This is a genomic window from Micromonospora sp. NPDC048835 (assembly GCF_040649995.1).
In the GTDB taxonomy this organism is placed as follows: Bacteria; Actinomycetota; Actinomycetes; order Mycobacteriales; family Micromonosporaceae; genus Micromonospora.
In genome coordinates, this window is the sequence record NZ_JBEZGM010000024.1 from 1 (window position 1) to 21,909 (window position 21,909).

At 71.4% G+C, this 21,909-nt stretch carries 15 protein-coding genes; 8 read left to right on the top strand and 7 right to left on the bottom strand.

What is annotated here, in order from left to right; genetic code table 11:
• Positions 1-166: 166 nt before the first annotated feature.
• Complete coding sequence (locus AB0C15_RS24840) at positions 167-1,165, top strand: TAXI family TRAP transporter solute-binding subunit (RefSeq protein ID WP_357355670.1); 999 nt, start codon at positions 167-169, stop codon at positions 1,163-1,165.
• Between the two features lie 55 nt (positions 1,166-1,220).
• Here AB0C15_RS24840 and AB0C15_RS24845 read toward each other — a convergent pair whose 3' ends face one another.
• Positions 1,221-2,633: a HAMP domain-containing sensor histidine kinase gene (locus AB0C15_RS24845; protein WP_357355672.1), complete on the bottom strand. Its 1,413-nt coding sequence runs from the start codon at positions 2,631-2,633 to the stop codon at positions 1,221-1,223.
• A 4-nt stretch (positions 2,634-2,637) separates the two neighbouring features.
• The gene (locus AB0C15_RS24850; protein ID WP_357355674.1) at positions 2,638-3,321 is read right to left on the bottom strand and encodes a response regulator transcription factor; all 684 of its coding nucleotides are present in this window, start codon (positions 3,319-3,321) and stop codon (positions 2,638-2,640) included.
• 143 nt (positions 3,322-3,464) lie between these two features.
• Between AB0C15_RS24850 and AB0C15_RS24855 the strand changes: the two genes are divergently transcribed.
• The 7 genes from AB0C15_RS24855 to AB0C15_RS24885 all read left to right on the top strand — a co-directional run bounded on the left by AB0C15_RS24855 (position 3,465) and on the right by AB0C15_RS24885 (position 16,598).
• Complete coding sequence (locus AB0C15_RS24855; RefSeq protein ID WP_357355676.1) at positions 3,465-4,484, top strand: tripartite tricarboxylate transporter substrate-binding protein; 1,020 nt, start codon at positions 3,465-3,467, stop codon at positions 4,482-4,484.
• A 1-nt stretch (position 4,485) separates the two neighbouring features.
• A complete protein-coding gene (locus AB0C15_RS24860) occupies positions 4,486-4,947 on the top strand; it encodes a tripartite tricarboxylate transporter TctB family protein (RefSeq protein ID WP_357355678.1) in 462 nt (153 codons plus the stop codon).
• 20 nt (positions 4,948-4,967) lie between these two features.
• Positions 4,968-6,473 carry a tripartite tricarboxylate transporter permease gene (locus tag AB0C15_RS24865; protein ID WP_357355680.1) on the top strand — a complete coding sequence of 502 codons (1,506 nt, stop codon included), beginning with the start codon at positions 4,968-4,970 and terminating at the stop codon, positions 6,471-6,473.
• Positions 6,474-6,516: 43 nt separating this feature from the next.
• Positions 6,517-8,451: a Na+/H+ antiporter NhaA gene (locus AB0C15_RS24870; protein WP_357355682.1), complete on the top strand. Its 1,935-nt coding sequence runs from the start codon at positions 6,517-6,519 to the stop codon at positions 8,449-8,451.
• Positions 8,452-9,424: 973 nt separating this feature from the next.
• On the top strand, positions 9,425-13,471 hold the full coding sequence (locus tag AB0C15_RS24875; RefSeq protein ID WP_357355684.1) for a discoidin domain-containing protein: 4,047 nt from the start codon (positions 9,425-9,427) through the stop codon (positions 13,469-13,471).
• A 125-nt stretch (positions 13,472-13,596) separates the two neighbouring features.
• Positions 13,597-14,784, top strand: a complete 1,188-nt coding sequence (locus tag AB0C15_RS24880) for an MFS transporter (RefSeq protein WP_357355686.1) — start codon at positions 13,597-13,599, stop codon at positions 14,782-14,784.
• Between the two features lie 23 nt (positions 14,785-14,807).
• Positions 14,808-16,598 (top strand): gamma-glutamyltransferase family protein, encoded by a 1,791-nt coding sequence (locus tag AB0C15_RS24885; protein ID WP_357355688.1) that lies wholly within the window; start codon positions 14,808-14,810, stop codon positions 16,596-16,598.
• 61 nt (positions 16,599-16,659) lie between these two features.
• On the opposite strand, the gene AB0C15_RS24890 is transcribed toward AB0C15_RS24885, so the two are convergent.
• Genes AB0C15_RS24890 through AB0C15_RS24910 form a run of 5 tightly spaced genes read right to left on the bottom strand, consistent with a single transcriptional unit; the run spans position 16,660 to position 21,884 of the window.
• Positions 16,660-17,286 (bottom strand): response regulator transcription factor, encoded by a 627-nt coding sequence (locus AB0C15_RS24890; RefSeq protein ID WP_357355690.1) that lies wholly within the window; start codon positions 17,284-17,286, stop codon positions 16,660-16,662.
• Positions 17,283-18,521 carry a histidine kinase gene (locus tag AB0C15_RS24895; protein WP_357355692.1) on the bottom strand — a complete coding sequence of 413 codons (1,239 nt, stop codon included), beginning with the start codon at positions 18,519-18,521 and terminating at the stop codon, positions 17,283-17,285. Before AB0C15_RS24895 ends, AB0C15_RS24890 begins: the two co-directional genes overlap by 4 nt.
• A 5-nt stretch (positions 18,522-18,526) precedes the next feature.
• Positions 18,527-18,979, bottom strand: a complete 453-nt coding sequence (locus AB0C15_RS24900) for an ABA4-like family protein (protein ID WP_357355694.1) — start codon at positions 18,977-18,979, stop codon at positions 18,527-18,529.
• Positions 18,976-19,902, bottom strand: coding sequence for a hypothetical protein (locus AB0C15_RS24905; RefSeq protein WP_357355696.1), 927 nt, complete (start codon positions 19,900-19,902; stop codon positions 18,976-18,978). The genes AB0C15_RS24900 and AB0C15_RS24905 overlap by 4 nt, the downstream gene beginning before the upstream one ends.
• Positions 19,899-21,884 carry a BTAD domain-containing putative transcriptional regulator gene (locus tag AB0C15_RS24910; protein ID WP_357355698.1) on the bottom strand — a complete coding sequence of 662 codons (1,986 nt, stop codon included), beginning with the start codon at positions 21,882-21,884 and terminating at the stop codon, positions 19,899-19,901. Before AB0C15_RS24910 ends, AB0C15_RS24905 begins: the two co-directional genes overlap by 4 nt.
• Between the last annotated feature and the right edge of the window lie 25 nt (positions 21,885-21,909).

Consider the following 21,909-nt stretch of genomic DNA (forward strand, 5'->3'; position numbering starts at 1 on the left):
CCCGCTGCCTCAAGCGCTACATCGCCCGACAGCTCTACCGCACCATCACCACCCACCACCGCACCCCTTGACAACCTCACTCACAGATCGGCGCAGCGGGGGCGGGGCGGGGCGGCGCAGCGGGGGCGGGGCGGGGCAGGGCGGGGCAGCGGGGCGGGGCGGGGCGGTGGGGACAAGATCGGCGCAGCGCTGCGGGGTGGGGCGTTCGTATTATTTCGGCATGGTGGGGTTTTCGCGGCGGGCGGTGTTGCTGGCTGGCGGCGGGCTGCTGCTCGGGTGCTCACCAAGGACTGAGGCGGACGAGGTCCACCTGCGACTGGCTACCGGGCCGGCGGGGGCGGTCTACCGGAGGATCGGTGGGGCGTTGGCCGAGCACATCTCCGAGCAGGTGCCGGGGGCGACGGTGACCACCGTGCCGAGTGGGGCGTCCACCGACAACATCCGGATGCTGCGGGCCGGCGAGGTGCACCTGGGCCTGACCAGCCTGGATGCGCTGATCACCAGCGACGGCAGCGCGCCCGGTGGGTTGTCGGCGATCTGCCGGCTCTACGACAGCCATCTGCATCTCGTGGTCATGGCCGGTTCGGCGATCGGCGCGTTCAGAGACCTTGCGGGTAAACGGGTGTCTCTCGGTGCGCACGACTCGGGCACGGAGTTCACGTCGTTGCGGGTCCTGAGGCTCGGCCCGCTCGAAGCCGACGGCCGGAATCTCAGCCAGGCCGAGTCGGCGGCGGCGTTGCGGGACGGCACGATCGACGCGATGTTCTCGTTGACCGGGGTTCCGACGCCCGCGATCACCGAGTTGGCGCAGCGGCACCCGATCCGGTTGATCCCGTTGGACGCGCAGGCGGACGGGCTCTTCACGGCGTACCCGGGTCCCTACGCCCCGGCCATGATCCACGCGACTGCCTATGCCGGCGTTCCGGCGACGCGCACCGTCGCCGTGCCGAACGTGCTGCTCGCGCGCGACGACCTGCCCGACGATCTGGTTTACGCCATCACCGACACGGTTTTCCGGCACACCGGGGCGATCACCTCCGCTGGCCGTGATGACGCCGAGGCCCTTCCGGAGGCGTGGCAGATCAATGTGCGTACCGGAATCTCCACCGCGTCGGTCCCACTCCATCCGGGGGCGGCGGCCTGGTTCCGCGACCGCAAACGCTGACGCCGGGACCACAAACGCTGAGGCCGCGACCGCAAACATTGACGCCGGGACCACGTCAGGCCGAGGCGGGCGCGACAGGCAGCACCACCACCGCGGCCAGCCCGTGCCCGGAGCCGTCCGGACGTGGCAGGCCCGCCTCCAGCCGCAGCTCACCTCCGGCCGCGGTGACCAGGCCGGCGCAGATCGCCAGCCCCAGGCCGGTGCCGGGCACGTTCTGGTGCCGGGGCGAGCGCCAGAATCGTTGCAGCGCCTGGGCCCGCTCGGACACGTCGATGCCCTGCCCGTCGTCCCGGACGACGACCGTGACGACCGCAGCAGCGGGATCGACGTCCGCGCTGACCTCGATCACCTGCGCGTCGGACAGCCGCAATGCGTTGCTGATCAGCTCGTCCAGGATGCTGCCCAGGCCGCCCGGCGGCTCCAACAACCGCAACCCCGGGGGTACGTCGACAGTCAGTGTCTGCCCGGCCGTGGCCGTCAGGGCCCGCCACCTGTCGACCCGGGTCGCCAGCACCTCGTCGAGGTCTACCGGCGACGACCTCCGCATGCTCTCCATCCGTGCGCTGGCCTGGAGTGAGTTCAGCATTCGTTGCATCGCCTTCAGTTCGTCGACGGCGACGTCGTACACCTGTTGCCCGTCTCCCTCGGGCCGTAGGTGTGGTGCCAGGCTCTCCACGGCGAGCCGCAGGCTTGTCAACGGGTTGCGTAACTGGTGTGACGCGTCGGAGACGAACGCGCGCTGCCGCTGGGCGGCGTTCTCGACGGCGTCCATCATGGTGTTGAACGACTGCGCGAGCCGACGCAGCTCGATCGGGCCGGCCTCGGCGTCGGCGCGGATGGTCAGGTCGCCCGCGGAGATCCGCGAGGTCGCCGCGTCGAGTTTCCGTACCGGCCGCAGCACCCACGCCGACACCGGCCAGGCGACGGCTGTCAACGCGAGCAGCGGCAGCAGCCCGAGCCCGGCCAGCCGAGCCCAGCGGACCAGGATCAGCTCGCGCGTCCGGGTCAGGTCGGAGATCGTCACGACCGCGCCGACGACCTCGCTGTCCCGGCCGACCGGCTCCGCCACGACGAGCGCCGAGTCGTCCCACGGTGCCCACTCCCAGGACGGTTCGGACCGGGCGCCGGCGAGCGCCGCGGTCACGATCCGGGGCAACGCCGCCTCGGTGCGGGCCGCGTTCTGGTAAGCGTCGGCTGGTCCGAGCAGCACCGCGCCCGACGTGTCGATGAGCGCGACCGGGATGCCGTACAGCTCGTGGTACCGCGTCAGCTCCTGCTGCAACGCCTCGGTGCGGCCGGTCGACAGGGCGGTCTCGGCAAGCGAGGCGAACCGGCCGACGTCGCCCAGCCGGTTGACGTAGGTCTCCTGCATCTCGCGTTCGGCGACGGTGACGCTGAGCGGCACCCCGAGCGCCGCGACGAGCAGGGCCGCGAGGGGGACCAGGACGACGAGCAGTCGGCGGTGCACGACGTCAGCCGGTCAGCTCCGGCTGGTCGGCCAGCAGCCGATAGCCGACGCCGTGGATCGTTCGGATGGCCACGTTCGACCCCAGCTTGTGCCGGATCGTCGCGATGTGGGTGTCCAGGGTGCGGCTCGACGACTCCCAGGTCGCGCCCCAGATCTGGTCGAGGATGACGTCGCGGCTGACCACGTTCGGCGCGCGCCGGGCCAGCAGCAGGAGCAGCTCGAACTCCTTGCGGGTCAACGACACGGGGGTGCCGTCGACGGTGACCTCGCGGGTGCCGACGCCGATCCGCAGCGGGCCGAGGACGAGCTTCTCGTCCGCCTGGGCGTGGGCGCGGGCGGCCCGGGTGCGGCGCAGGACGGCGTCGATGCGGGCGAGCAACTCCGGAACGCCGAACGGTTTGACGATGTAGTCGTCAGCGCCGGCACGCAGGCCCCGGACCCGCTCGTGCTCCTCGGATCGCGCGGTCACCGCGATCACGGCGGTCTGCGGGTGGTCGCGCAGCCTGCGGATCACGTCGAGCCCGTCGCCGTCGGGGAGACCCAGGTCGACGAGGACCACGTCGGACGGCGCGGCGCGCACGGCCTGCGCGGCGGTGGCGACGCGGTGGACCTCGAAACCCGCCTGGGTCAGGACGGTCACCAGCCCCCGTGCCACGCGGTCGTCATCCTCGATGACGGTTATCCGCATAGCAGCGGATTGTACGGCCCGGATCGGCTCCCGCCGGCCCCGGTTCTTGGGATTTTCCTGACACCATCCGGGCCCCGACCAGCAGAGACTGAGGGCCACTGACGCGCCGAGGAATGTCCATGCGTTGATGGGGAGGTCGCCGTATGCGAACGACAGGCAGATACTGGACCACCGCGCGGATGATCGCCGCGATCGGTGTCGTATCGCTCGCCGCCGCGTGTTCCGGCAACGGGGGCGCCACCGGCGGCGACGCCGCGAGTTACCCGGACGACAACATCACGATCGTCGTGCCGTTCAGCGCGGGCGGCCCGACGGACACGGTCACCCGCCTGATCGCCGAGCCGATGGCCGCGAAGCTCGGTGGCAAGATCGTCGTGCAGAACGTCGAGGGCGCTGGCGGCACTGTCGGCGCCGGTCAGGTCGCGCGAGCCAAGTCGGACGGCTACACCGTGCTGATGCACCACATCGGCATGTCGACGGCGCCCGCCCTCTACAAGAGCCTGGGCTACAAGCCCCTGGAGGACTTCGAGACGGTCGGTCTGGTCACCGAGGTGCCGATGACGATCGTCGCCCGCAAGGACTTCGCACCCGCGACACTCCAGGACCTGGTGACCCACGTGAAGGCGAACGCCAACAAGGTCACGCTCGCCAACGCCGGCATCGGCGCCGCGTCCCACCTGTGCGGACTGCTGTTCCAGACCGCCACCGGCGTGAAGCTCCAGGAGGTCCCGTACCAGGGCACCGGCCCCGCGTTGACCGACCTCGTCGGCGGCCAGGTCGACTTCATGTGCGACCAGACGACGAACACCAGCGGCCAGATCGCCGCGGGGAAGGTGAAGGCGTACGCGGTCACCACGCCCGAGCGGGTGAAGAGCCTTCCCGACCTGCCCACCACCACCGAGGCCGGGCTGCCGCAGCTCACGGTCAGCGTGTGGCACGGTCTCTACGTTCCGGCCGACACGCCGAAGGAGATCGTCCAGAAGCTGTCCGAGGCGTTGCAGGTGGCCCTGGCCGACCAGAAGGTCATCGACCAGATGGCCAAGCTCGGCACCGCTCCCGTCGCGGCCCAGGACGCGACCCCGGACGCGCACCGGGCGAAGCTCGACGAACAGCTCGGCACCTGGGCGAAGATCATCGCCGACGCCGGGGTCAAGGTCTCCTGAGGTGGAGCGCCGTCGGTCGTACCCGGATGTTCTCGCCGGTGCAATCTTCGTCCTGATCGGTGGCGCGTTCGTGGTGGGGGCGCTCGGCTACGAGGTGGGCACCCCCACGCGGATGGGTCCCGGCGCCTTCCCGCTGCTGGTCGGCGCGGCCGTGGGCGCACTGGGCCTGGCGATCATCGGCAAGGGGCTCGTCGCCGGTGAGGTGATCTCGTTCGGGCCGGTCCCGTGGCGAGCGGTCGCTGCAATCGTGCTCGCGGTCCTGTTCTTCGGGTTCACCATCCGGCGCCTCGGGTTCGTACCGACGACGGCGGTGACCGCACTGCTCACCACCCTGGCCAGCACCCGCGTACGGCCGCTCACGGCGGTGGCCGTGGCCACCGGCCTGACCGTGGCCAGCACGCTCATCTTCGTCGTCGGACTCCAGCTACGGATCCCCCTGTGGGGCCCCTGGCTGGGGGCCTGACGCGACGTCCGGATTGAGGCATGGAACTCCTCGACAACCTCGCGCTGGGCTTCTCGACGGCCCTGCTGGTCCAGAACGTCCTCTACTGCTTCGTGGGAGTGCTGCTCGGGACGGCGGTGGGCGTCCTGCCCGGCATCGGGCCCACCGCGACGGTCGCGATGCTGCTGCCGATCACGTTCAGCTTCGAGCCGGTCACGGCGCTGATCATGCTGGCCGGCATCTACTACGGGGCGCAGTACGGCGGCTCGACGACCGCCATCCTGATCAACCTGCCCGGTGAGTCGTCGGCCGCGGTGACCGCGCTGGACGGGCACGAGATGGCTCGCCAGGGCCGGGCCGGGCCGGCCCTGGCGGCCGCGGCGATCGGGTCCTTCGTCGCGGGTACGGTCGCCACCGTGGCGCTCGCCGCCGCTGCTCCACCGCTGGCGAGTGTCGCGTTGAAGTTCGGCCCGGCCGACTACTTCTCACTCGTGCTGTTCGGCCTGATCGTGTCGATCGCGCTGGCGCGGGGCACCGCGCTCAAGGCACTGGCGATGATCGCGCTCGGCGTGCTGCTCGGCACGGTCGGCCAGGACATCTACACCGGGACGCCCCGGTTCGTGTTCGAGCAGCGCGAGCTGTACGGCGGGATCGACTTCGTGTCGGTCGCCGTGGGCCTGTTCGGGGTGGCCGAGATCCTGCGCAACCTGGAGAACGAGCAGACCCGTACGGCGATCGTCAACAGGGTGACGAACCTCTGGCCGACCCGGGAGGACCGACGTCGGATCGTCGCCCCGATCCTGCGCGGCACCGGCCTCGGCGCCGCGCTCGGCGTCCTGCCCGGCGGCGGCCACGTGCTCGCCTCGTTCACCTCGTACGCCGTCGAGAAGCGCATCTCGAAGCGACAGCAGGAGTTCGGGCGGGGCGCGATCGAGGGTGTCGCCGGGCCCGAGTCGGCGAACAACGCCGCCGCGCAGACGTCGTTCATCCCGCTGCTCACCCTGGGCCTGCCGGCCCACCCGGTGATGGCCCTGATGATCGGCGCGTTCATCGTGCACGGCATCACCCCGGGCCCGAACGTCATCAACGACGAGCCGGCGCTGTTCTGGGGCCTGATCGCCTCGATGTGGATCGGTAACGTGCTCCTGCTGGTGCTGAACCTGCCGCTGATCGGCCTCTGGGTGCGCATGCTGCGCATCCCGTACCAGGTGCTCTTCCCGATGATCATTCTGTTCGCCGCGATCGGCACCTACTCACTGAACGCCAACGCGTACGACGTCTACGCGATCGCGTTCTTCGGGATCCTGGGCTACATCCTGATCAAGTGCGGGTGCGAGCCGGCGCCCCTGCTGCTCGGCTTCGTCCTCGGCCCGCTGCTGGAGGAGAACCTGCGGCGCGCGCTCATCATCTCCCGCGGCGACCCGTCGGTCTTCCTGACCCGACCGATCTCCGCGGCGCTGCTGGCCCTGACGGTCGTCGCGCTCGTCGTCGCCGTCCTGCCGACGATCCGCCGACGTCGCGAGGTCGTCTTCGCCGAGGAGGAGTAGTAATCCGAACCGTGTGACGGTCAGGTCGACGAAGATTGTCCCCGTGACGAGCGACAACCCGCATCGGAGCTGGACCAGCCGAACCGCCTGGGAGGGGCGGTTCAACGCTCCGCTGCGCGCGTTCCTGCGGACCGAGACCGGCGGCGCGCGGGTGGTGCTCGTCGCCGCGGTGGTGGCTCTCGTCTGGGCCAACCTCGACACGTCGTCGTACGAGTCGGTCTGGAGCACGTCCCTCTCGGTCCAGCTCGGCGACTGGCACCTGTCGGACGACCTGCGGACCTGGGTCAACAGCGGTCTGATGACGTTCTTCTTCCTGGTCGCGGGGCTGGAGTTGCGCCGCGAGTTCGACATCGGCGAGTTGCGGGAACGGCGTCGCCTGGCGTTGCCGATGCTCGCCGGGGTCGGCGGCATGCTCGTGCCGATCGCGATCTACCTCGCCATCAACGCCGGGCACCCCACCGCCGCGGGCTGGGGTGCGGTGATGGCCACCGACACGGCGCTCGCGCTCGGCGCGCTTGCCGTCTTCGGGCCGCGTTTCTCGGAACGGCTGCGGGGTTTCCTGCTGACCGTCTCCGTCGTCGACGACGTGGTGGCGATCGCGGTGCTGGCCATCGCGTACCCGCATCACCCCTCGCTGACGGCACTCGTCGTCGCGGCGGCGATCTTCGGCGCGGTTCTGCTCGTCCGGACGTGGGGTGTGCGGTTCGGGCCGGTCTACGCGCTGCTGGGCGTGGCGGCCTGGATCGCCGTGTCCATGTCCGGTGTCGACCCGGTCGCGGTGGGCCTGGTGATGGGGTTGCTGACCTACGCCTACGCCCCGGGTCGCAGCGACCTGCAACGGGCCAGCGACCAGTTCCGCCTCTTCCGAGAACAGCCCACCCCGCAGCTCGCCCGGATGGCCCGGGCCGGGCTCATCTCGGCGCTGTCGCCGAACGAGCGGTTGCAGACGCTCTACCATCCGTGGGCGAGCTACGTGGTGGTGCCACTGTTCGCGCTCGCCAACGTCGGCATCGTGATCGACGGCGACCTGTTGGCCAGGGCCGTGAACTCCCCGGTCACGCTCGGCGTCGTGGTCGCGTACATCGTCGGCAAGCCGGCCGGGATCACCGCCACCGCGTGGCTGGTGACCCGGCTGAGCGGCAACCGCTTTCGGCCACCTGTCGGCTGGGTCGCCGTCGCGGGGGTCGGGACGATCTCCGGCATCGGGTTCACCGTCGCGCTCCTGATCGCCACCCATGCGCTGAGCGGCCCGGCCCTGGACGAGGCGAAGTTCGGCATCATCGTGGCGACCCTCGGCGCGTCCCTCGTCACCTGGCTGGTGTTCCGCTCCGTCGGGCGGCTCTCACCGGCGCGGCGGACCCGCGCGCTGCTGGGCGTCACCGAGGGGATCGTCGACCTGATGCTCCCGGTCGATGCGGAGCGCGACCACATGCGCGGGGCGCTCGAGGCGCCGGTGACGGTGGTGGAGTACGGCGACTTCGAGTGCCCCTACTGCGGGCAGGCCGAGCCGATGGTCAGGGAGTTGCTTGCCGACTTCGCCAACGTCAGGTACGTCTGGCGGCACCTGCCACTCACCGACGTCCACCCCCATGCCCAACTGGCCGCCGAGGCCGCCGAGGCGGCGGGGGAGCAGGGCGCGTTCTGGGAGATGCACGACCTGCTGCTCGCCCACCAGGACGCTCTCAACCCCGCCGAAGTGCTCGGCTACGCCGAACAACTCGACCTGGACCTGGACGCGTTCCGGGAACACATGGCGAAGCGGATGGGCGTGGACCGGATCGCCGAGGACGTCGACTCCGCCGACCTCAGCGGCGTCACCGGCACCCCGACCTTCTTCATCAACGGCCGGCGACACCACGGCGCTTACGACATCGCCGCGATCTCGGCCGCGGTGAAGTCGGCGTTCGCGAGCGCAAAGCTCCGCCCCGAGTACCACCCCCGCGAACCTGGCCGCCGGGAGGCTGGTCCGGCGAGCTGACCGGGCTGGCGCGCTGATCCGGCGGCCAGGTTCTCGGCGCCAGCCAGGTGTTCGACGAGCGCCGCGGCCCCCTGACGGCCGTCGGTGGTGCCGGCCCGTTCGGGGGTACGGATGGACACCTCGCCCACCTCCCGCAGTCGCCCCGGCGCTCGACCAACAGTCAGCCTGCGCGACCTACGTGCTCCGTCTGCGTGATCTGCGGCCCGCCTCCGTGGCAATGGGATCCGCCGTCGTGACCTGGGATCCGCCTCCGAGCCACCTTGGTGCTGAGGTATTGGTCGGCACCTTTGGAGCTGAATCGTTTGCGCCATCGGCGACCAGGGCGGGTCGTTCTTTCGGCTTGGGCCACAGCTTCCGCGCTGCGACCCACGGAGCCTTGATCTTCCGTAGCTCGTCCGGAGAGTTCACCCCGCCCCGTGCCCCCGCCCCGTGCCCCTCGATCATGGAGTTCTGGTGGGCGAAAAACCCGTGTACGCCCCTAATGTGAGGCACCACAACTCCATGATCGACGCAGCCAGGCCAGCCGCCCCGGCGATCTTGCAGTTTTGGTTGTCGAGATGTGGGATATGAGCCTTATGTCGCCACAGAAAGTGCAAGATCGCGGTGATTGATCGGGGTGCTGTCCGAGGTGAGGCGTAGTGGGTCTGAATTGTTGCGACATCGGCTCGAAGGGCAGCGTGCTTAGGCAGGTGTCCCGGCGGGCCGCGACGGCGGCCGCGTTGAAACTTGAGCCCGCAGTCGCGCCGGTCCAGACGCGCGGCGCTCACGGTCGCGTTCACGGGTTTGAGCGTCCGGCCGGAGTGGCCTCAACGATCTGTCCGCGGGTCGATGTCCGAAGTGGAACACGCGCGGAACGTATTCGTGGAATCACGATGGACTCGAGCCCTTGACTCGCGGGAAACATCGGGCCACCATCTGACAACGTTGTCACCGATCCTCGTCATCTGACAACGTTGTCATATCTGGAGGCACGATGTCCGACCCATCGCCGATGTCGCGGCGTACCTTCCTTTCCGCCGGCGCGACGCTGCTCGCCTCGGTCGGGGTGACCGCTGCGCTGCCGGACGCCCTCGCGTCCGCCGCCGTGCCGGCGCCGCCGGCCAGCCCGTCGGCCACCCCGACCGCCACCGACCTGGCCCGGTACCGTCCGGTGGCGGTCTCCTCGACCGACTACGCGCCGACACCCGCCACCTTTGCCGTGGACGGCCTGGCGCAGGTCGGCGTCCGGGGGAGTGGGTGGCGCGCGGCCAATGGTGACCCGCAGTGGATCTCGGTGGACCTTCAGGCGCTGTGCCGGGTCGAGGCCGTCTCCCTGGTCTTCGAGGCCACGCTCAGCGACGGGCCGTTCGACGGCAACTACACCGAGACCGACGGCGACGAGATCCTCTCCAGCGCCGCGACGGCGTACCGGATCGAGGTCTCCACCGACGGCAGTGCCTGGCGAACGGTGTACGAGACCAGCGAGGGCCAGGGCGGCGTGCAGTCCATCAAGCTGCCCGAGCCGGTCACCGCCAGGTGGGTTCGGATGACCACCACGAAGCGCTCGAACAGCAACCCGGTGGGCCTCAACGGTTTCCAGGTCTACGGCGTACCGCTGGCCGGCCGGCCGAAGGCCGAGGGCTGGACCAGTTGGGAGGGTGGCAACACCGGCCCGGCGCCCGAGCTGAAGGTCGCCGCCGACGGTACGGTGCCGCTGGAGTCGGGCTGGTCGCTGACCATGGACGACTTCGCCGGCACCGCCGATGGCGCCGAACTCTCCCGCGCCGGTGTCGACGTCCGGTCCTGGCTGCCGGCGACGGTGCCCGGCACCGTGCTGGGCACCCTTGTCGAGCAGGGGCACCTGCCCGATCCGGTGAGCGGCCTCAACAACATGCGCATTCCGGAGGCGCTGTCCCGGCACACGTGGTGGTACCGGCGCGCCCTGCGGCTGCCGCGCGACCTGGACACCTCGGCCGGCCGACGGGTCTGGCTGGAGTTCGACGGGATCAACCACGAGGCGACCGCCTGGGTCAACGGTGTGCAGGTCGGCAGCGTCAAGCACCCGTTCGCACGGGCTGCCTTCGACATCACCGACGCTCTCGCCGGTCACCGGGGCGAGCACGTCCTCGCCGTCCGGGTCACCCCGATGCCGCACCCGGGCACCCCGGGCGACAAGGGCCCCGACGGTCGTACCTTCCTCCAGTCGGCCCACCACTACCTGGACGCGCCGACCTACCTGGCGGTGTCCGGGTGGGACTGGATGCCGGCTGTCCGCGACCGGGTCACCGGCCTCTGGGACCACGTCCGGTTGCGCAGCACCGGCGCCGTCGTCGTCGGCGACCCGCACGTGCAGACCACGCTGCCCGACCTGCCCCGCACCGACACCGCCGAGGTCACCATCCGGGTGCCGGTCCGCAACGCGGCCACCACCGCCACCACGGTCACCGTCCGCGCCGAGTTCGACAGGGTACGCGTGGAGTCCACGGTCACCGTCCCCGCCGGCGGAAGCACCACTGTCACCTTCGCGCCGGAGCGCTTCCCCGCGCTGCGCCTGCGCAAGCCCCGGCTGTGGTGGCCAAACGGCTACGGCGAGCCCCACCTGTACGACCTCACGCTCACCGCCACCGTCAAGCGTTCGGTCAGCGACCGGCGTGCGCTCCGTTTCGGTATCCGCGAGTTCGCCTACGACTGGCATCAGCCGATCGTGATCTCGCCGCCGGGTAAGCCCGCGCTGGAGTTCGTCGACGGGGCGGCCACCCAACTGGTCCCGTTCGCCCGGCAGCACGCCCGGTACGTTCGCATTCAGGCCGGCCAGCGCGCCACCGGCTGGGGCATCTCGATGTTCTCGCTGTCGGTGGCCGACGGCGCCGGCCCGGATCTCGCCCTGGGCCGCGACGCCACCGCCTCGTCGTCGGAGAACGACGGCAACGGTCCGGGCAGGGCCGTCGACGGCGATGCGGCCACCCGCTGGGCTTCGCAGGCCGAGGACGACCAGTGGATCCAGGTCGACCTCGGCGCGGCTGTCGACGTCGACCGGGTCACCATCGTGTGGGAGCAGGCGTACGCGCTGGACTACCGGGTGCAGGTCTCCGTCGACGGCGACGCCTGGAGCGACGTGACGTCGGTGAGCAACGACACCCCGCTGGGCAGCCGCGCCACCCAGGTCGAGACGTTCGCCAGCCAGACCGCCCAGCACCTGCGCATCCAGACCGGCGCGCGGGTCACCTCGTGGGGTGTGTCCATGTGGGCGCTGTCGGTGCAGCGGCAGGCCGAGCCGGACGTCGATCTGGCCCTGCGCAAGGCCGCCACCGCGTCGTCGTCCGACGGCGACTCGAACGGCCCGGACCGGGCCGTCGACGGCAATCCGCGGACCCGGTGGTCGTCGGCGTTCGAGGACAACCAGTGGATCCAGGTCGACCTCGGCGCACCTGTCACCTTCGACCAGGTCACCATCGTGTGGGAGCAGGCGTACGCCCGCGACTTCGTCATCCAGGTCTCGACCGACGGGCAGCGGTGGACGGACGTCAAGGCGGTCAGCAACAAGATCACCGAACTGAAGATCAGTGTCAACGGTGTGCCGGTGTTCGCCCGGGGCGGCAACTGGGGCTGGGACGAGCTGCTGCGTCGGGTGCTGCCCGACCGGCTGGCCGACACGGTCGAGATGCACCGGGACATGAACTTCACGATGATCCGCAACTGGCTGGGCAGCAGCAACCGCGAGGAGCTGTACCAGGCCTGCGACGAGCAGGGCATCCTGGTGTGGAACGACTTCTGGCAGGCCGGCGGGTTCCTGCCCAACCCGCCCGGCTACGTGGACATCGCCGCCGACACGATCCGGCGGTTCCGCCACCACCCGAGCATCGTGGTCTGGTGCGGCGCGAACGAGGGTGACCCGCCGCCGATCGTCGACGCCGGCCTCAAGCAGGCGGTCAGCACCGAGCATCCGGAGATCCTCTACATTCCCAACTCGGCCAGCGGCATCGTGAGCGGGCGTGGGCCGTACCACTGGGTCGACCCGAGCACCTACACCGACGTGAAGATGTACGAGGCCGACTCCTTCGGCTTCCACACCGAGATCGGCATGCCGGTCGTGTCGGTGGTGGAGAGCATGCGCAACCTCGTCGGCGACGCGAAGGAGTGGCCGATCGGCGAGGTGTGGAACTACCACGACTGGTCGACCATCGGTAACCAGCGCGTCGGCACGTACCAGGCGGCCATCGACGCGCGGCTCGGCGAGTCCGCCTCGCTCGACGAGTTCGCCACCCGGGCGCAGTTCGTCAACTACGAGAGCCACCGCGCCATGTTCGAGGCGTGGAACGCCAACCTGTGGCAGGACGCCACGGGTCTGCTGCTGTGGATGTCGCACCCGGCGTGGCACAGCACGGTGTGGCAGACCTACGACTACGACCTCGACGTCAACGGTGCCTACTACGGCGCCCGCAAGGGGTGCGAGCCGGTGCACGTGCAGGCCGACCCGGGCAGCTGGCAGGTCCGGGTGGTCAACCACACCGCCGCGCCGCTGAGCGGGGTCACCGTGAGTGCCCGACGGTACGACCTGAGCGGCCGTTCGTTGGATGCCCCACAGCGTCAGCGGGTGGACGTGGCGCGGTCGGCCACCGCTGCGGTCTTCCCGCTCGCCGCGCCGGACGGCGGCGGGCTGCACCTGGTGCGACTGGAGTTGCGCGACGGCCGCGACCGGCTGTTGGCGGAGAACACGTACTGGCGCTACGACAGGGCCGAGCAGTTGCGGGCGCTCAACGACCTGCCGCGCACCCGACTGTCGACGTCGTCGAGCACCGTCCGCGTCGTGGACGGACGCAACACCGTCACCACGACGGTCCGCAACCAGGGCCGTACGGTCGCGGCGTTGGTGCGGCTGGCGGTGCGCGACAAGCGCGGTGAGCGGGTCCTGCCGGCCCGCTACGACGACAACTACTTCTGGCTCCTGCCGGGGGAGACCCGCGAGGTGCGCGTCTCCTGGCCGGCGCGGTCGAACCTCGCCCGCCAGGTCACGGTGACCGCCCAGGCGTACAACTCCTAGGAGTACGCGGTGGGAGGCGGCATCCCGAGCCGCTTCCCACCGCGTCGTGCCTGTCCCGCCACCTGATGCGGGTGTTTAGGTCCGTTACCGCACGTCGACCCGACGCCGACACCCATGCTGGACGAGTGACACGGTCCGGTTCCACGTCCGGCGCGGTGCGGGTCGCGTTCGCGTTCTGGATCACGCTCGTGGGCACCACCGTGCCGACCCCGCTCTATCCGCTCTACGAGATGGAGTTCGGGTTCTCGTCGTTGACCGTGACAGTCGTCTACGCCCTGTACGCGCTGGGAGTCGTCGTCGGGCTGCTGGTCTTCGGCCGACTCTCCGACCAGATCGGGCGACGACCGGTCATCCTCATCGCGCTGCTGCTCTCCGTCGCCGCCGACGCCGTGTTCCTGTTCGCCGTGGACCTGGCGATGATCATCGTGGGTCGGGTCCTCGCCGGTCTGTCCGCCGCGCTGATCATCGGGGCGGCGACCGCGGCGCTTGCGGAGCTGATCGACAGCCGCCATCCCAAGCGTGCCGCCACCGTGTCGATCTTCGCGAACCTGGGCGGCCTGGCGGCCGGTACCCTGCTGTCCGGGGTCGTGTCGGACGTGGCACCCGACCCGCTCCGGCTGCCCTGGCTGATCGTGCTGGTCCTGGCGGTGATCGCGATCATCGCGCTGCGCGGGGTGCCGGAGACGGTGCGGGAACGGTCCGCGGTGACCCTGCGGGTGCAGCGGTTGCACGTGCCGGCGGCCATCCGGGGCGACTTCGTCCGTTCGGCGATCACCGCCGGTGCGGGCTTCGCCGCTCTCGGGGTGCTCACGTCCGTGACGGGGCTGTTCCTCGGCATGGTCCTGCACGAGAGGTCGCACACCCTGGCGGCGCTCGTGGTCTTCGTGGCGTTCATCGCAGCGGCGTTCGGTCAGCTGCTGACCCGCGTCCTGTCCTCACGCGCCGCGCTCGCCTACGCCTGCCTGGGCCTGGTCGCGGGGGCCGGCCTGCTGGCGTACAGCATGTGGATGGCCCTGCTGGCGACGCTGATCATCAGTGCGGCGCTCATCGGGGTCGCGTCGGGGGTAGCGGTCGGCGACGGCATCGCGACGATCACGATGAGGACCGAACCGCAGCACCGGGCCGAGGCGGTGTCGACCTTCTTCGCCATCCTGTTCGCCATGCTCGGCGTGCCCGCGGTCGGGGTCGGTCTGCTCATCCAGACGATCGGCCTGCGTCCCGCCGCCGAACTCTTCAGTGCGGTGGTGGCGGTGCTCGCGCTGGTCGTCCTGCTCAGCCTGCTGCGGGGCGGCCGGACCCGGCCCGCGAACTGACCACCGGATACGCTCCCCGGATCATGACGTTCACCACCCGACCCACGTTGCAGGGCACCTTCGGCATGGTGTCCTCCACGCACTGGCTGGCCAGCCAGGCGGCGATGGGCATCCTCGAACGCGGGGGCAACGCCTTCGACGCCGCGGTCACCGCCGGGTTCGTCCTGCACGTGGTCGAGCCGCACCTGAACGGGCCGGGCGGCGAGGTCCCGGCCATCGTGGCCACCGCGCAGGACCCCGCTCCGAAGGTGCTGTGCGGGCAGGGCCCGGCACCGGCCGGAGCGACGATCGCGCACTTCCGGTCCCTCGGGATGGACCTCGTCCCCGGCGCCGGGCCGCTCGCGGCGGCCGTGCCCGGTGCTGTGGACGCCTGGCTCCTGCTGCTGCGCGAGCACGGCACGCTCACCCTCGCCGAGGTGCTGGAGCCGGCGATCGGCTACGCCGGCGCCGGGCACCCGCTGGTGGGCCGGGTCGGTGACACCGTGGCCGCCGTCCGGTCGCTGTTCGAGGACCACTGGCCCACGTCCGCCGCGCTCTGGCTGCGTGGCGGCCGACCGCCGCGCGCGGGGGAGTTGGTCACCAACCCGGCGTACGCGGACACGCTGCGCCGACTCGTCCAGGCGGGGCAGGCGGCCGGCACGGACCGGGAGGCCCAGATCGAGGCGGCGCGACGCGCCTGGAGTACGGGTTTCGTCGCCGAGGCGATCGACGCGTTCAGCCGGTTACCGTTCCAGGACTCCAGCGGCCGGCCGCACGCCGGGCTGGTCACCGGCGACGACCTGGCCGCGTACTCGGCGAGCTGGGAGACGCCCGCCATTCTCGACTGGCACGGCTACTCGGTGGCGAAGACGGGTTTCTGGGGCCAGGGCCCGGTGCTGCTCGAGTCCCTCGCCACACTGGACGCGCTCGACGACCCCGCCGGGTACGACCCGGGGACCGCCGCGGGCGTCCACGCCCAGGTCGAGGCGCTCAAGCTCGCCTTCGCCGACCGGGAGGCCTGGTACGGCGACGGCGTCGACGTGCCCGCCAGGGCGCTGCTCTCCCCGCAGTACGCGCGGGAGCGGGCCGCCCTGATCGGCGACCGAGCGTCGGTGGAACTGCGGCCGGGGCGTCCGGACGGGGCGCAGCCGCGCCTGCCCGCCCACGTCCGACCCGGCGCCGCGCGGCGTACCGGGCCGACGGACGCCGCCACCGGAGAGCCGACCGTGCAGGCGGACGGCGTGACCCGGGGCGACACCTGTCACGTGGACGTGGTCGACCGCTGGGGCAACATGATCTCCGCTACGCCCAGCGGTGGCTGGTTGCAGAGTTCCCCGACGATCCCGGAACTCGGCTTCCCACTGGGCAGCAGGTTGCAGATGTTCTGGCTGGAGGAGGGGCTCGCCTCCTCGTTGGCGCCGGGGCGGCGGCCGCGTACGACGTTGAGCCCGACGATGGTGCACCGCGACGGTGAGCCGGTGCTGGCCTGCGGCACCCCCGGTGGCGACCAGCAGGACCAGTGGCAGTTGCCGTTCCTGCTGCGGCACCTCGTCGGTGGGCAGAGCCTCCAGGAGGCCATCGACGCCCCGGCGTGGCACACGGTCAGCCTGCCGGGGTCGTTCTATCCACGGGACATGGAGCCGGGCGTGCTGGTGGTGGAGGACCGGCTCGACGAGGGCGTGCGGACGGCGCTGCGGGCGTACGGGCACGAGGTGCGGGTCGTCGACGGGTGGAGCCTCGGTCGGCTCTGCGCCGTGACCCGCGACCCGGCGACGGGTGTGCTCGCCGCCGGTGCGAACCCCCGGGGTATGCAGGGCTACGCGTGCGGCCGTTAGGTGGTCACCACGTAGCCGCCCTCGGCGTTCTCGTGGGCTGCGGCGGACGCGGGCCTGAGCGTCAGACGCCGCGCGCGAACAGCGCGAGACGTACCCGGTTGGGGCTGTCGGTCTTGGCCATCAGGCTGGTGATGTGGGTCTTGACCGTGGTGACGCCGATGTGGAGACGGTCGCCGATCTCGGTGTTGGACAGCCCCTCGGCGACCAGGTTCAGCACGTCCCGTTCGCGGGCGGTCAACCCCTGCACCTGCCGGGGTATCTCCGGGCGCGCGTGCACCGCGCGCTGCACGAGTCGGCGCAGCACCTCCGCGCTGAACGGGCTGTCACCGACCGCGGCCCGACGGATGCCGTCAAGCAACTCGGTCGGGGGCGCGTCCTTGAGCAGGAACCCGCAGGCGCCGGCGGTCAGCGCGGGGTAGAGGTGGTCGTCGTCGCCGAACGTGGTCAACACCAGGATGCGGGTGGCCGGACGCTCGGTGAGGATTCGGCTGGTCGCGGTGATCCCGTCGACGCCGGGCATGCGCAGGTCCATGACGACGACGTCGGGCAGGAGCCGCGCGGCGAGGGCGATCGCGTCGCGGCCGTTGTCGGCCTCCCCGACGACCTCGATGTCGGGCTGGGCGTCGCAGAGCATCCGCAGCCCGGCCCGGATGAGGTGCTGGTCGTCGACCAGCAGCACCCGGATCACGCCGACTCCGTCGTGCGGGACGCGGTCGGAGCCTCCCGCTCGCGGGGCACGGCCCTGGTGGGCGCGGGTGCCACCGCCGGGAGGACGGTACGCACCCGCCACCCGGTGTCGGTCGGGCCGGCGTCCAGCCGGCCGCCGAGGACCTCGACACGTTCGCGCATCCCGGTGATGCCGTGCCCGCCACCGGCCGGGATGCCCGCCGGCACCCCGCCGCGCCCGTTGTCGGTGACCTCCCAGTGCACGGAGCCGTCCCGGACGGCGACCACCAGGTGCGCGAGCGCGGACGTCCCGGCGTGTTTGGCCACGTTCGTCAACGCCTCCTGGGTCAGTCGCAGCACCGCCATGCCGCGCACCGCGTCGAGTGAACCGATCGCCGGATCGAGATCGGCCTCCACCGTGACACCCGCCTGCCGGGCCCGGTCGATGGACGCGCCGATCGCCGCCGGCAGCGCGGCGGGCTCGATCGCGGTCAGCGCCGCGTCGCCGCGTACCCCGTCGGGGTCGCGCAGCACCGCGACCAGCCGGCGTAGCTCCCCCAGGGCCGCGGTGCCGGTGCCGTGCACGTCGTCGAAGACCTCGCCCACCCGAGGATCCAGGTCGGTGAGCACGTGCCGGGCCACGCCGACCCGCAGGACCATCGACGCCACGTGGTGCGCGACCACGTCGTGCAGCTCACGGGCGATGGCGCTGCGTTCGTCGGCGCGGGCCGCGCGGCTCTCCGACTCGTGCTGCCGTTGCTCGGCCAGGGCCCGCTCCACGGCCTGCCGACCCAACTCCCGGTTGGTGCGGATGAGCAGGCCGAGCAGCACCGGAACGCCGACCTCCAGGGCCAGGCCGACGACGCCGGAGGCGATCTGGCCGGGTGTGTCGCCGATCGAGTCGGTCAGGTCGACCACGGCCAGCAGCGTGGCGGACAGCCAGATGACCCGCGCGCGACGGGCCCGCATGGTGATCTCCAGCAGGGCCCAGCTCGCGCCGACCTGGTTGATCGTGAAGTCGTCGACCAGGCTGATCCCAACTGCCAGCAGGGCCGTCTGCGTCATCAGGTTGACCACTGGCCGACGGTGCGCCACCAGCGCCGCGGCGAACGCCAGCACCGCGAGGACCCACTGTGTTGGTGTCGGCATGTTGGTGGAGTGCGGGATGACGAGCAGGTAACCGAGCCCGACGAGGTCGAGCAGCACCATCCGCACGAAGGTGTCGCGCATGTCGAACAGTCGCGCCGGCCAGCTCACGGTGGTCAGCCTAGGTGCTGCGGCCCGGTGGCGGCGGTCGACGACCCCCGCCACCGGGTCCGGACCGCGAGGTAGGCGGCCAGCCCGAGCGGTCCGAGCAGGATGGTCAGCAGCAGCACCGGAGCCATCACCAGCGCCGGCACCCCCCGTTCCCGGCTGTCCCACCACGCCCACCGCCCGACGAACAGATCGAACGCGATCATGTGCGCCCAACCCGCCGCCGCCCCGTCGGCGGTGCCGAGCAGGTCGCGCACCCCGGCCAGGGTCGGCGACGCAACCGCCGGCAACACGTCACCGAACGCCGGCAGCACCAGCAGCGCGTAGATCACCACGACCGGCAGCACGATCAGCGGAGAGGCGACGATCCGGGCGGTCCACGACCAGCGGGGCAGCAGGATCATCAGCGCCCAGAACGGCGCGGCCACCGCGAAGGTCAGCGTGAACAGCGTCGCGGTCACGCGACCAGCGCCAGTTCCGGGCGACGGCGGCGCGCCAGCACGAGCCCGGCGGCGGTCGCGGTCGTGACCACCAGGGCCGCGAGCGCGGCGAGGGTGACAGCGTCCGGCCGCAGCAGTGCCTGCCCGCGCAGTGCCTGCCAGGTCAACATCACCGTGAGTACGCCGTACGCCGCGCCCGCCACGACCAGCAGCCGGGCCCGGGTGCGCTCGTCCAACCGCGTGGCGAACCGGCTCAGCAGGATCGCCAGGATCGGCAACGCCTGGAGGGCGTGCAACCCCACGAAGTGCCCGATCCGCAGGTCACCTCCGGTGGTGCTCCAGCCGACCACCGGCAGGCCCGCCCCGCCGTCGGGGACACCGACGCTGTGCGCCCCGGAGATCCCCTCGATGCCCGGGTCCTGCATCGGCAGCGCCATCGGCACCGCCGCGAGCATCCCCAGCAGGGACAGGCCGAGCCCCCACCCGACGGCGGTCGCGGCGACCCGATCGGGGATCCGCTGGATCAGGACCACGATCCCGATGACGAGGTGCGCGAAGAACAGCACCATGATCGCCGCACCCATCGCCGCGAACATCGCGGTGTTCACGGGCGTGGTGTCGTTGAAGTGGCTCATCTGCCCGCGTGCCGCCTGACCGACGATCCACGCGTTCTCGACGACCGCCACCGCGACGATGACGACGACCGCCCACTCGACGACCCGGCTGCGGCGCGGCAGCAGGGAGAGCATCCAGGCGAGCGTCGCGCCGTACAGCACGAACGACACCGCGAACTTGAACGGCTTGAGCCAGATCGGCACCCCGGTGAGGACGCGCGGGTCGACGAGGATGCCGACCACGGCCACGACGGTGAGCACCGCCATCAGGGACACCAGGATCATCAGGGGGCGGTTCCAGCGCATCGCCCGGCGCACAACGGTAGTCATGTCTGTAGATGCTCGTCTCCGGGCGCGCCGATCGCGTCCGACCTCGGGCCCTGGTTGCGACCGCTGGTCGGAGCGGTCCTCCTCCCTGGGTAGGAGTCGAAGCCCGTCGAAACCGCTCGTTGGTGCTGGCCCGGCTTGTCGATGTCCGGCTGCTCGGCCACGAGCAACCGAACCAGCTCCGGGGCTCGGTAGCGCACCCCCTGGGACGTCGGTTCGGTCATCGTCACGAGGTGTGCGTCGGCGAGCTGTTCGAGCACCAGCTCCACACCGATTTCGGCCAGCCCCAGTGGTCCGGCGAGCGGTCCGGCCGGAATCCCCGCCGGGCCGGCCGCGCTGACCAGGTGCAGCGCCCGTCGTTCGAGCGCTCCGACCGCGCGGTAGGACACCGCGACGCGCGCACGGACCGACAGGTCGTCGAGCACGAGTTCGTCGAGGTGAGTGTGCTCGTCCCGCAGCGCGAGCGCGAGTCTGCGGATCATGACCGGTGGGCGTCCCGCCAGGCGGCTGGCGGTGATCAGCAGCGCCAGCGGCAGTCCCGCGCAGGACGCGACGACCGAACGGGTCGACTCGTCCGCGTCGATCAGACCGGCCCTGGTGCGGAACATCAGCTCGGCGGCGACCGGATCGAGCGGGCCGAGGTCGACGCGATGCACGTCGGTGAGCCCGGCCAGCCGATGCCGGCTGGTCACGATGACAGTGCACGCCGCGTCGCCCGGCAGCAACGCCCGGATCTGCGCCAGGTCGGTCGCGTCGTCCAGGACGAGGAGCGCGCGACTCTCGGCGAGGCAGCCGCGCAGCAACGCGTGCCGGTCGGCGGGCAGTGCGGGTAACCGCTCCCCGGCCACCCCGAAGGCGTGCAACAGACGGATCACCACCGGGTCCAGCGCGTCGGCGACCGCGTCCTGCGGTGGCCGGGACGATGCCGGCACCGGTCCACCAAGGTCGACGAAGAGGTGGGCGCCGTGCCCGGCCGGGCGGAGCAGGTGGGCGAGGTGGATCGCGAGGGCGGTCTTGCCGACACCGGCCGGTCCCACGACGACCGCGACCCGACAGCGGCCGGGGACCACCGGCGAGTGGGTAAGCGCGTCGAGCAGCCCGCGCGCCTCAGCCTCTCGACCGAACAGCACGGGCAGGTCGGCCGGTAGTTGCCGCAGGGGGCCGGCCGGTCCGACGACCGGCGCCCGCTGATGCCTCGCGCTGGGCTCCTGCGGCGGGGTCATCTCCGGCTCGCGCCGCAGCACCGCCCGGTACTGGGCGGTCAGGTCGGCGCTCGGCTCCATGCCGAACCCCTCCACCAACGCCGTCCGGGCCGCGCGGTAGGTCGCGACCGCGCCGGTGGTGTCCCCGCCGCGGGCGCAGGCGGTCATCAGCTGGCCCCAGGCCCGCTCCCGGCCCGGGTGCTGTCCGACGAAACCCTGGAGTAGCTCCCGTGCCGCGCCGAACCGCTCGGCTCGCAGCAGGGCCTCGGCGTACCCCTCGGTCGCCTCCACCCAGCGGTTGTGCAGGAGCACCGACCAGCCGGACAGCACCGGCCCCTGCGGCACGTTCAGCAGCGGAACGCCCCGGTACGCCTGCGTCGCGTGGTGTAGATGCCGTGTCGCGGACGCCAGATCGCCGTCGTTGAGCGCCCGGAGGCCGGCGGTCACGTCCCGTTCGAACGTCACCACGTCGAGCGCCAGCGGCGTCTCGTCCACCAGCCGCAGTGCCCACCCGGCTCCGTTGCGGACCAGTTGACCGCCCGCGCCGGTGACCCGGGCCAGCCAGCTCCGCAACCCCCACGCGTAGGTCCGCAGGTTGACCGCGGCGGACTGGGGCGGGGCGCTCGGCCACAGCTCCGCCATCACCCGGTCCCGGCTGACCATCCGCTTCCCGTCCATCAGCAGCAGAGCCAGCAGGGAGCGCTGCCGCCCGGACGGCAGCACCACAAGCTCCCCATCGACAGTGACCCGCATCGTGCCGAGCAACTCGACCGACAGAACCATGACCCACCCGCCCCCGTGCCTCCCC